Genomic DNA, 11,941 nt, shown 5'->3' with positions numbered 1-11,941 from the left:
CTCACCCCGGCCCCCTCCAAAGGAGAGGATTTAGGTGAGGCCCTTAAAACGCGTAAACCGCAGCTATTAAAAATTGCGAAGCCTGTTTTGCTGGCCCTGCATTTTTGTTGATGAACTGCGCTGTCGAGCCATTATCTAACCTAACCTCGGGTATCAAATTTAACGGGCCTGCTTTAATATTTGCTGTTAAAGTAAACGCGGTGATAGATTCGCCTGCCGGTGGGCCTGCGGTTACAAAGCCACCGTTTTTAGTTTTAAAGTATTCGCCCCTTAAGCCTAAAGTTACATCTTTTGACACTGCTAATTGCGGGTATAATGCTACACCTTCAAAACCACCTTTTACAGCATCGGGTGCCGAGAAGCTTGCGCCATTCAGCCCTAATTTAAAGGCATCGGTAATTTGGTAAGCGGTGGTCAGGTCGATGATGGTACCTGATGTTTTACCGCTTAACAGGTTGATGTACTTTATTCATATTAGTGTGATTGAAACCGCACAGCACAATTTGCTGTGCGGCAAGCTATATATGTAATTAGAGGCAATTATTTTTTTAATTCGTCAAGTGCTACATTCAATTTTAAAACGTTCACTTTTGCGGGTCCAAACAGGCCCATTAGCGGGGTTTCGGTATGCTGGTTTACCAAAGCGGTAACTGCTTCTGCATCAAGGCCGCGTACTTTTGCTACCCGTTGTATCTGGATCTTAGCAGCAGCCGGAGATATGTCCGGGTCAAGTCCACTGCCTGATGCGGTAACCATTTCTGTAGGGATATCGGCACGTTTAAGGTACGGGTGGTATTTAAGCAGGGTATCTATGCGGTTGCTTACCTCTTTCAAATAATCGGGATTGCTTGGGCCTTTGTTAGAGCCTGCACTACCTGCTGCATTGTAGCCAACAGCCGATGGCCTGCCCCAGAAGTATTTAGGCTGGGTAAAGCTTTGGCCTTCGTTGGCATAGCCAACCACTTTGCCGTTAACCATAATGGTTTCGCCATCGCCATGGCCTTTTGATAGCTTACCGGCAAGGGAAATGGCTACCGGGTATATTACGCATAGTATCACGGTTAATACCAGTGTGATGCGGATTGATTTGATGATATTTGATTTCATGATCGTTGTTATTAAAAGAATAATGAAATAAGTAAGTCGATTAGTTTGATGCCGATAAATGGCGCGATAACACCACCCAAACCGTAGATCAACAGGTTGCGGCGAAGCAATGCACTGGCACCGATCGGTTTGTATTCTACCCCTTTAAGGGCCAGTGGTATCAGCATCGGGATGATGATCGCGTTGAAGATCACCGCAGATAGTATGGCGCTCTCCGGGCTGTGCAGGTGCATAATATTAATAGCCTGCAGGGCTGGTATCGACGCGATAAACAATGCCGGGACAATAGCGAAATACTTAGCCACGTCATTGGCGATGGAGAAGGTGGTTAACGTACCACGTGTGATCAGCAATTGCTTACCTATTTCTACGATCTCGATCAGTTTGGTGGGGTCATTATCCAGATCCACCATGTTACCGGCTTCTTTGGCAGCTTGTGTACCGCTGTTCATGGCTACACCTACATCTGCCTGGGCCAATGCCGGGGCATCGTTTGTGCCGTCGCCCATCATGGCAACCAGGCGGCCTGCCTGTTGTTCAGCTTTGATGTAGTTCATTTTATCCTCGGGCTTAGCCTCGGCGATAAAATCATCCACACCGGCTTTTTCGGCAATAAATTTGGCAGTTAACGGGTTATCCCCGGTCACCATTACCGTTTTGATCCCCATTTTACGCAGGCGCTCAAAACGTTCGGCGATGCCGGGTTTAATAATGTCCTGCAATTCTATTGTACCCAAAACAACCTCATTTTGTGAAACCACCAGTGGTGTACCACCGTTGCTTGCAATAGCTTTAACCCGTTCTTCTACATCGGCAGAAAACTTATTACCGGCAGCTACGGACATGTTCCTGATAGAATCAAAAGCACCTTTACGGATCCGCAAACCCTCAGTAGTGTTGATACCGCTTGCACGGGTTTCTGCGGAAAATTTGATGAACTCGGCCCCTGCAGGCGGGGTCATTGAAATACGCATGTTACTTTGCTGTGCCAGCTCGATGATAGATTTACCTTCGGGCGTTTCATCAGCCAATGATGATAGTACCGCCGCCCTTACCAAATCATCAGGCAATACACCGGGTGCAGGCCAAAATTGGGTCGCTTTACGGTTGCCAATTGTGATTGTACCGGTTTTATCTAACAATAGTACGTCAATATCACCTGCAGTTTCCACCGCTTTACCAGATTTGGTGATCACATTGGCACGCAATGCCCTGTCCATCCCCGCAATACCGATGGCCGATAAAAGGCCACCGATGGTTGTAGGGATCAAACAAACGAAAAGGGATATTAATGCCGCAATGGTTATCGGGGTGTTGGCATAATCTGCAAATGGCTTTAGCGTAACACATACAATAATAAAGATCAGCGTAAAGCTGGCCAACAGGATCGTTAAGGCGATCTCATTTGGCGTTTTTTGGCGCGATGCACCTTCTACCAGCGCGATCATCTTATCTAAAAAGCTTTCGCCCGGTTCAGTGGTAACAACCACTTTTATCTTGTCTGACAATACCTTTGTACCGCCTGTTACCGATGATTTATCGCCACCCGCCTCGCGGATAACCGGGGCAGACTCGCCTGTAATTGCCGACTCATCTATAGTTGCCAAACCTTCGGTGATTTCACCATCGGTAGGTATAGTATCACCTGTCTCACAAACGAACACATCACCTTTACGCAGGTCGTTTGATGATTTACTAACAACGCTGCCGTCGGGCATTAAAACATTGGCAGGTGTTTCTTCACGGGTTTTGCGTAAACTGTCGGCCTGTGCCTTACCGCGTGCTTCGGCTATAGCCTCGGCAAAGTTGGCAAACAGCAGGGTTAGCAGCAGTACGATGAAGATGATAAAGTTATAGGCGAACGAACCCTGGCCGGTGTTTAGCAAGCTGTAAACGCTCATATACAGCATAACGGCGGTGCCTATTTCCACGGTGAACATCACCGGGTTACGCAGCATGACCTTTGGATTCAGTTTGATGAATGACTGCTTCAATGCGGTTTGCACCAACACAGCTTCAAATAATTTATTAGATTGAGTTTTCATGTGATTAATTACTTAGGCATTGAAAAGAACTCTGCAATAGGGCCCAGGGCCAAAGCAGGGAAGTACGATAATGCGTTTAGAACAAGTATTACAGCGAAGGTCATCAGGCCGAAAGTCACCGTGTCTACCTTCAAAGTACCTGCTGATTCCGGGATGTATTTCTTTTGGGCAAGCAAACCTGCAATGGCAACAGGGCCAATTATAGGCAGGAACCTGCCTAACAGCATAACAAAACCTGTTGATACGTTCCAGAAGATATTGTTATCGCCCAAACCCTCGAAGCCCGAGCCGTTGTTGGCGTTAGCTGAGGTCATCTCGTAAAGCATCTCGCTAAAGCCGTGGAAACTTGGGTTATTTAACCATGCCGATGGCTTAACTGCCCAGTCGGCATTGCCATGGTTGGTGAATACAAAGGCTGCGAGAGCTGTGCCCGCCATAATTAAAAACGGACTAAGCAAGGTTATCAAAGCGGCGATCTTCACTTCCCGGGCTTCTACTTTGTGGCCTAAAAACTCAGGGGTTCGGCCAACCATCAACCCGGATATAAATACGGCGATGATGAGATATATGAAGTAGTTTAACACACCCACACCACAGCCACCAAAGAAGCCGTTGATCATCATGCCCAGTAACTGCCATAAGCCGGTAAGTGGCATGGTGCTATCGTGCATCCCATTAACTGAACCGGTTGATACAATGGTGGTAAATGTACTCCAGAAGGCTGTCGCGGTTGGCCCTATGCGCACTTCTTTACCCTCCATAGCGCCGGTTGGCTGGGCGATGCCCATTTTGGCAATAGCGGTATTACCACCCGTTTCGCTACCGATGCTTGGGATAAGCAGGAGCAAAGCGCCTATCATCATCACCCCAAAAATTATCCAGCCCAATTTTTTGCGGCGGATGAAGTATCCGAAACAAAGAACCATCGCAATAGGGATGATCATCTGCGAAACGATCTCGGTAATATTAGTTAAGTAGTTAGGGTTTTCCAGCGGGTGTGTCGAGTTTGCACCAAACCAGCCGCCACCATTTGTACCTAAGTGCTTAATAGCGATGAACTGCGCTGCCGGGCCACGCGATACGTGTACGGTATCGCCCTGCAGGGATATGAATTGGTCTTTACCGGCGTAGCTGCTTGGCGTGCCGTTAAAGGTTAATATTAAGGCTACTACTATAGATAGAGGCAATAATAAACGGGTGATCGCTTTTAGAAAAAAGTTCCAAAAGTTACCGATGTCATTAGTGGTCTTATCACGGAAAGCTTTAAAGAAACCTACTGCGCAGGCAATACCTGTTGCGGCACTCACAAACTGTAAAAACATAAATATGAAATGCTGTACCAGGTAACTGGCACCACTTTCGCCGCTATATTGCTGTAAATTACAGTTTACCACAAAACTGATAATGCTATTAAAGGCCAGGTCGGCCGTCATGCCGGGGTTGCCATCGGGATTAAGGGGCAGCTTATCCTGGTGCATTAATACAAAAAAGCCGTAAACCAACCATAAAAGATTGATGCACATCATGGCTTTTAAAAACTGTTTCCAGGTCATGGGCTCGTTAGGGTTGATGCCCGACAATTTGTAGATGCCACTTTCTACAGGCTTCATAAAATCGGTCCATACCTTTTCGCCGGCAAACATTTTTGCCAGGTACTTGCCCAGCGGGATGCCGATAACCAGCATCAGGGCGAAGGAGGCAATGATTCCAAATAGTTCTGTGTTCATTGTGTGTTAAGGTTAAAATTTTTCGGGTTTAAGCAGTACATATACCATGTATAAGAAAACTGCAATAGAAATGATAAATAGTGCGATCATGATGCGTTAGATTTTTTCGAACCAGTCGATGGATTTAAAAATAAACCACCATCCCAGCAGGATGGCAACGAAAAGGATTATTGTGATCATATTGTTATTATTTAATACAACTATGCCAATACTAATGCCATAGAGAAATTATATAAGGTAATTATTTATAAATCAGTAAATTGCATTTGTTTCAACCGTTAACAAACAAAAAAACCCTTCCATTTTGGAAGGGCCGATTATCGTTTTGGGGAGCAAGGGAAGGGTTGTGATGGTGAGCCTGTCGAACCATTAGCAAGGTGCATAATTCTTCGACAAGCTCAGATTGGCAAAAAATAATACGCGCGGTTAGTTTACTCACCCGCAGCACTACGTGCGCGATTCTCTCTTCGCCTTCGGCGCAAAGAGGGTGAAAACAGAGTGAAAATATGTTTCTTAAATCCTCTTTGCGCAGTAGAGAGGATGGCCGAGCGTAGCAAAGACCGGGTGAGTAAAATCGTCGATTATTATGTTTTACAATCCGTACTCATCAATCTTCCGATAAAGGGTAGTCAACCCAATACCCAACAGTCTTGCGGTTTCGGCTTTACTGCCTTTGGTGTAGGCCAATACCTTGCTGATGTGTTGTTTCTCGATGCTTTGCAGATCGAGCGAGCTACTGTCTGCGTTTTGGATGTTGAATTGAGGAGGAAGGGCAGATGGTGTAAGTTCATCGTCGGCCAATATCACGGCGCGTTCAATAATATTCTTTAACTCGCGGATATTGCCTTTCCATTGATGGCGGGTTAGCAGGGCTAAAAAATCGGCACTCATTTTAACGGGCTTGCCTGCCTTGTCTGCAAACTGTTTCAGGTAGTATTTCGCCAGTGCCTCTATATCGCCTTTACGCTCGTTAAGTGAAGGTAGTGATATGGTGAAAACAGATAGGCGGTAAAATAGATCTAACCTGAATTTGCCTTCTTCAGCCTCTTTTTGCAGGTCGCGGTTGGTGGCCGCCATAATGCGGATGTTTACTTTGGTGGTTTGGGTGTCGCCAAGTTTGATGAAGGTTTTACTTTCCAGTACACGCAGTAGTTTGGCCTGCAGGTCCAGGTTCATTTCGCCTATCTCATCTAAAAAAATACTGCCATGGTGGGCCTCTTCAAACAAGCCTTTTTTATCTTTAAAAGCCCCGGTAAATGCACCTGCTTTATAGCCGAATAGCTCACTCTCTAAAAGTTCGCCGGTAAAGCTGCTGCAGTTGATGGCTACAAAAGGCATCTGCCTGCGCTGACTTTCGTAATGTATGGCCGATGCAAAAACTTCCTTGCCTGTACCGGTTTCGCCCAAAAGTAAAACGGTGGTATCGGTTGATGCCACCCGGCGGGCAAGGTTTACAGCGTCTAAAACCGATTGCGATTGCCCTATGATCTGCGCAAAACTAAATTTGCTGTTTACCTTTTTATCGGCATTAAATGCGTTTTGTTGTAGCTGTGCTTTTTCTACTGCCTGGTTTAGCAGGGGGATTATCTTATCGTTATCATCACCTTTAACAATGTAATTGAAAGCGCCGTTCTTAATAGATTGCACGCCATCATTAATAGTGCCGTAAGCAGTAAGGTTTATAACCTCTACATATGGCTTTTTGGTTTTGATGGTTTTTACCAGGTCTAAGCCGTTAACATCGGGGAGTTTAACATCGCTGAGCACCACCAGCACATCCTCGTTCTCTAAAAGCTTTAAACCCTCTTTACCTGTAAAAGCCTGCACCACGCGGAAGCCTTCTAAACCGATAATGCGCGAAAGCAGATCGTTCAGTTTTTTTTCGTCGTCGATGATGAGGATGGTGGCTTGCATTTTTAGATGTTAAAACTGTGCAAATAACGGCAAGATGCACGACTAAGCAAAAGGATTTATAATATTATTCGGCACCCAATTAATATTATAATTGCCTTACAACCCAACCTTTTGATGTAAGTATTTATTAAGTGATAAATATCGCCTCAATGAAAACCTATTGCATTGCATTTCTATTACTTATTACCTATATAAATGCGTCTGCACAAAAGATAAAGCCGTCCGCAGGGCAAAAGTTCCCGGATAGCATGGTGGTGAAAGTGTACCCTTCTTATAATAAGGCAAAATGTTTCCATAAAATCTTCTTCGGCGAAAATTACCGTAAGGAATGGGCTGTGCCGGTAAAGCTGCCCGTGCTAAGGTTATCTAAAATTAATGGCGGCCTTACCGTTGTTAAAGCGGGGGGCGGTACACAAACAAAATCGAATTAGGCGAATACAGCAAAAGGTTTGTGGGCGAAGTTTGCCGGCTTTTATGATGTAGGTAGGGTGTGGGTTGATAACGATACTTCAAACCAATGGCATAGCGGCACAGGTGGTGGCTTGTATTTTGCCCCGGCATCCTTAATAGTATTGCAAGTGCTGGCAGGCCATTCTACCGAGGGTTGGTACCCATATGTGTCGCTCAATTTTAGATTGTAATTTCAGCAATTAATATTGAAAAGCCTTGCAGAAATGTGAGGCTTTTTTTGTTTGGTTTCGGTTTGGTTTTTTGTTAAATTTCCGGCACCCAAACCTTACTAACATGCTGATATTTAAAAAGTTCCAAGCCTGGTGCGTAGCGCATTTCAGGCCACTATTTTTTCTGTTAATGTGTGGCTTAATTACGGCCGCTATTATCGTTAATCAAAATGCCTGGTTGTTAAAGTCGCAGCACCTGCCACATGGCCCAGTGTCTTGGCAACTTAACACAAGTGATTCGGTTCAGCGTGCAATATTGCAGGACTGGAAGAGCAATACCGAAACTGTCCTCATATTTTCTGACAGTACCTCCCATAAAACTATCGACGGCATCAAAGTAGCCGAAGATCAGAACAAATCCGACTACCTTTTCATTACATTCTACACACTTGTTTTTGCATTGCTTTTTCTGCGGTTAGCCGCTCATAAGCACGTTAAAAATGCAGGCTTTTATTCAGGTTTGATCATATTGGCATGTGTAACAGATATCATAGAAAACCTGGGCACTTACCAGGCACTGCACTCCAACCTCAGAGGCATCAGTAGCTTCAGGATCTTTCTGCCGGCCACAATTAAATGGTTATGTATTGTAGTACTGGTAACATTTCTCATAAAAAAAGCCTTTGAACTTAAAAAATGGGCCGGTTGGATAAAGCTGGTATCTGATAACCTCCTGGGTGCCATTGGTTATTTATGGCAGTTTCGGATCGTATTTATAACGCTCATTTTATTTTTCCTGGTGTTGTTTTTAAGTGACCAGGGGCAGGACCTTTTGGTTACTATTAATGGTACCCGGGTTGCCTGTGTGTATTTCCTATTTTCGGTAACGGTTTTGGCCGCATTGTGCTGGCATTTACCAAAAGCAATTGATAATGCTCAAAAAATCACGTTCAAACAATTTTGGCTTGGGCCGGTAGATTTTGTAACGGATGATAAAAAAGATAGCCGCCCATCCGGTAAGGTTGATGCCGGCAGGCTGCTGGGCTGTATAGCATTTGTGATACCCGCTGCCGGCATATTGCAAACAATGCAAAAGTACCATATTGAGTACCCGCTTTCGCAGATACCGCCAATGGCTATCCCTATTATAGTAGCAATTATTTACAGCATTATATTGCAATATAACATCATTGATAAGATCTTCAAAAAAGGGAATAGTGTAAATAAGCCGTTGTATTGGGGCACAGTTATTGTACTTGGCGCTTTGATTTTGTGTTGGGGAATAAGTGGCGGGCATCACATCAACAAACCAGATTACCTGATCTACTTAAGTTTAGACCTGCTGATCATATCTTTAATCTTTTTGATAACTACCACACTGCGTACCTGTGATATTGCTTTAAATAGCTGGAAGATAGCACCATTTATAACTTTTAGTGCATTGGCATTAGGGTTGATATTTGTTGCGTTTAATTTTAGACCTGTTTATCAAAACGCTATCCGGATAGACCGTTTCTGGACAATGCCTGTTGTTTTCTCGGGTGTTGCGGGTTATCTTTTATTTTTTGCCTTTTTAATGTATTTGGGCAAACGCCGTAATGTGCAATATGTAAGCATTTTGCTGGTTATTACAACTTGCTTTGCGGTGTTCAAAGCAACCAACTATCATAATATTATAGTAGAACAGCAAAAAGATTATAAACCCTATGCCGATAGCCTGGAGAACTATGCAACAAACTGGCTGCGCAACAGGCGGCCGGAGATCGCTAAAATGGTGCAAAATGGCAACGGGCAAAACTTCCCGGTATTTTTTGTGAACGCACATGGGGGAGGCATCCGTGCAGCCGCGTGGACATCGATGATAATGGGCACGCTCGATAGCCTTGTTATGGATGGCCGCAATGCAGACAGCACCGCGCGGGATTTTCAGCATTATGTATTTTCATGCTCCGGGGCTTCCGGTGGTTCGGTTGGTTTTTCGCTTGTTATAGGGTCACGAATAGAAAAATTTAATACTCCCGGCAAAGACCGCATCTTTTATCCGCCCAATATTAAACAGGTGTTTACTTACGACTATCTAACGGCGGATGTTGTGGGGCTGTTGGGCAGGGATGCTATTGCCTCCGCATTTGGTTTATCAAACAAAGCCTGGGACGACCGTAGTAAGTTACAGGAAGAAGATTGGGAGCGCCACTGCGGTAATAAAGGTATCCACCTCGGTATAAAAATGCACGATATATTAAATAAAACGGGTTATGAAGTGCCATTATTTTTCCCCAATACTTACGATGCTAAAAAAGGCCAAAGGGGCGTAATTGCATCGTTGATATTGGATTCGCTTGATTTCCCCGGGGCAGAGTTTCCTGAGCAGGAGATCAGAAAAGACAACGACCTGCGCCTGAGCACCGCAGCTTTTTTAAGCGCAAGGTTCCCGTATGTAAGCCCAACCGCAAAACTTTATGGCGAACATAATTATACCGATGGTGGCACGTGGGACAATTCTGCCGCAGAAACTTCGGGAGCTATTATCGATGTATTTGAACGGGCAAGGGCAAAACTGGCATTAACCGATACGATATATAAACACGTTGGAGTGCATATTTTATCGCTTCCAAATGGTATCAAAGTGTTCCCCAGCAGTAAGCCAGCGCATTTATTTGAGCCATTGGCCCCGCCAAGCGGGATACTGAGCCTTATTAGTACCATTGCAGATGCAAGGGAGGGGCAAAATTATGCCAGAGCGATAAGAAGAGGATATACCTACACCCAAATTCGCCCCACAAATGAAGCCATTGGTAATACCGGAGAAAAAATATGGCCTGTACTCCCATTAGGCTGGCAGATCTCTGATTTTGCATTAGATCAAATGCAAAAAAGCCTTGTTAAAAATAAAGAGATCAAACAGGTGGGTGCCGTTTGCCGGTCGGCAGAGGCAATTATTAATAAGAAGAATTAGTGTTAATGAACCACCTGCTATTGATAACAGGTGGCTCATTAAATTGATTATACTATTCCAAAACTACTTTCTCGTGCTGGTAAGGGATCTGGATATCATTAAAGCCTTTCTCTTTCAGCTTTTCGGCAAAGTGCTGTTGCACCTCGTACTCGCCGTGTACCAGGAAAAGCTTTTTAACCAGCTTTGGGTCCTGGCAGGATAGGAAATGCAGCAGGTCTTCATAATCGCCGTGGGCGCTCATGCTTTTGATGGATTGTACTTCGGCATTCACCTGATATTGCTCTCCAAAAATGTGAACCTCTTTTTCGCCGCGGGCAAGCCTGCCACCTAACGAGTTTGGCTCGGCGTAGCCAACCATTAATATGGTGTTTTTTTGGTTGTTTATATTGTTTTTGATATGATGCTTCACACGCCCTGCCTCGGCCATGCCCGATGAGGAAATGATTACGCAAGGCCTTACATCGTCATTTAGCGCGATGGATTCTTCTGTAGTTTGCACAAAGCGTAGGCCTTTAAACCCAAACGGATCGGCATCAACCTTCATTACTTCTTTTACACCTTTATTATACACTTCGGGGTGGTTCTTTAAAACCTGGGTAGCTTTTTCAGATAGCGGGCTATCTACATAATAAGGCACATCCGGCAATTCACCTTTCAGTTCCAAAGTATTCAGGGCGTATAAAAGTTCCTGTGTGCGGCCAACGCTAAATGCAGGGATAATTACTTTACCCTTTTTTTCGATACAGGTGTGTTTGATGATCTCTAACAACGCATCCTCAATAGGCCCTATGTCCTTATGCAGCGAATCACCGTAGGTAGATTCCAGCAAAATATAATCGGCCTGCGGGAAGGTTTGCGGGCTGTTCAATAGCAGGTCGCCGTAGCGGCCAACATCGCCACTAAAGGTTATATAGGTTTTTTTGCCATTTTCTGTTGCGGCAATATGTACGGCGGCGCTACCTAAAACATGCCCGGCATCGGTAAATTTAAATTTAAGGTTGGGGTTAATGTGGTATTCCTCGTTATAGTCTACTATCTTAAATTGGCCTAAAGCGGCTATCGCGTCTTCCTCGGTATATAAAGCCTCCAGCAGTGGCTCATTTTTCTTTTTGCGCTGCTTATTGCTATACTCCACATCCTGCATCTGGATCTTGGCGGAGTCCATTAGAAGTATCCTCGCCAGGTCCATAGTAGCGGCAGTGCAATAAATTGGCCCCTCAAAACCTTCTTTAACCAGGCGTGGTATCAAGCCGCAGTGATCTATATGCGCGTGCGACAGGATGAGGTGGTCAACTTTTTTAGGGGGGAAGCCAAAGTGCTCGTTCATGTCCTCGGTTTGCTCGCCAAGGCCCTGGAACATGCCGCAATCTAAAAGTATGCCTGTACCATCCTGTAAACGTAATAAGTGCTTGCTGCCGGTTACGTTACGGGCAGCTCCGTGAAATGTAATATCCATTTATAATAGGTTGTTTTGGAGAACCAAATAGACAACTAAAAGTTTAAATAAAATAAACTAAAGATTTAGTTGTAAATTTGGTTTATATGATATACCTTAGTACTAACGTAACAATA

10 protein-coding genes are annotated in these 11,941 nt (G+C 44.7%); 3 read left to right on the top strand and 7 right to left on the bottom strand.

Translation table 11 applies throughout. The features are described from left to right. Positions 1-43: 43 nt before the first annotated feature. From RHM67_RS20040 to RHM67_RS20020, 6 genes are all read right to left on the bottom strand, one after another. Positions 44-454, bottom strand: a complete 411-nt coding sequence (locus RHM67_RS20040) for an outer membrane beta-barrel protein (protein WP_416182877.1) — start codon at positions 452-454, stop codon at positions 44-46. Between the two features lie 86 nt (positions 455-540). Further along, positions 541-1,107 carry a K(+)-transporting ATPase subunit C gene (locus RHM67_RS20035; protein WP_322229149.1) on the bottom strand — a complete coding sequence of 189 codons (567 nt, stop codon included), beginning with the start codon at positions 1,105-1,107 and terminating at the stop codon, positions 541-543. 11 nt (positions 1,108-1,118) lie between these two features. Next, positions 1,119-3,152, bottom strand: coding sequence for a potassium-transporting ATPase subunit KdpB (gene kdpB, locus RHM67_RS20030; RefSeq protein ID WP_322229147.1), 2,034 nt, complete (start codon positions 3,150-3,152; stop codon positions 1,119-1,121). A gap of 8 nt (positions 3,153-3,160) precedes the next feature. Then, a complete protein-coding gene (kdpA, locus tag RHM67_RS20025) occupies positions 3,161-4,879 on the bottom strand; it encodes a potassium-transporting ATPase subunit KdpA (protein ID WP_322229146.1) in 1,719 nt (572 codons plus the stop codon). Between the two features lie 12 nt (positions 4,880-4,891). Further along, the gene (locus tag RHM67_RS20705) at positions 4,892-4,969 is read right to left on the bottom strand and encodes a potassium-transporting ATPase subunit F (protein ID WP_369124773.1); all 78 of its coding nucleotides are present in this window, start codon (positions 4,967-4,969) and stop codon (positions 4,892-4,894) included. Positions 4,970-5,470: 501 nt separating this feature from the next. Beyond that, on the bottom strand, positions 5,471-6,793 hold the full coding sequence (locus tag RHM67_RS20020; protein ID WP_322229144.1) for a sigma-54 dependent transcriptional regulator: 1,323 nt from the start codon (positions 6,791-6,793) through the stop codon (positions 5,471-5,473). Between the two features lie 149 nt (positions 6,794-6,942). On the opposite strand from RHM67_RS20020, the gene RHM67_RS20015 reads away from it, so the two are divergent. The 3 genes from RHM67_RS20015 to RHM67_RS20005 all read left to right on the top strand — a co-directional run bounded on the left by RHM67_RS20015 (position 6,943) and on the right by RHM67_RS20005 (position 10,369). Continuing rightward, on the top strand, positions 6,943-7,224 hold the full coding sequence (locus RHM67_RS20015; protein WP_322229143.1) for a hypothetical protein: 282 nt from the start codon (positions 6,943-6,945) through the stop codon (positions 7,222-7,224). 18 nt (positions 7,225-7,242) lie between these two features. Next, positions 7,243-7,434: a hypothetical protein gene (locus RHM67_RS20010; RefSeq protein WP_322229141.1), complete on the top strand. Its 192-nt coding sequence runs from the start codon at positions 7,243-7,245 to the stop codon at positions 7,432-7,434. Between the two features lie 103 nt (positions 7,435-7,537). Then, entirely contained in the window at positions 7,538-10,369 is a 2,832-nt protein-coding gene (locus tag RHM67_RS20005; RefSeq protein WP_322229139.1) for a hypothetical protein, read from the top strand. Positions 10,370-10,421: 52 nt separating this feature from the next. Here the strand turns inward: RHM67_RS20005 and RHM67_RS20000 are convergent, their stop codons facing one another. Continuing rightward, positions 10,422-11,825, bottom strand: a complete 1,404-nt coding sequence (locus RHM67_RS20000) for an MBL fold metallo-hydrolase (RefSeq protein ID WP_322229136.1) — start codon at positions 11,823-11,825, stop codon at positions 10,422-10,424. Positions 11,826-11,941 lie beyond the last annotated feature (116 nt).

Origin of the sequence: Mucilaginibacter sp. 5C4 (assembly GCF_034345625.1) — a bacterium.
In the GTDB taxonomy this organism is placed as follows: domain Bacteria; phylum Bacteroidota; class Bacteroidia; order Sphingobacteriales; family Sphingobacteriaceae; genus Mucilaginibacter; species Mucilaginibacter aurantiaciroseus.
The sequence above is the reverse complement of the archived record's forward strand: the minus strand, read 5'-3'. Positions and strand labels throughout refer to the sequence as shown.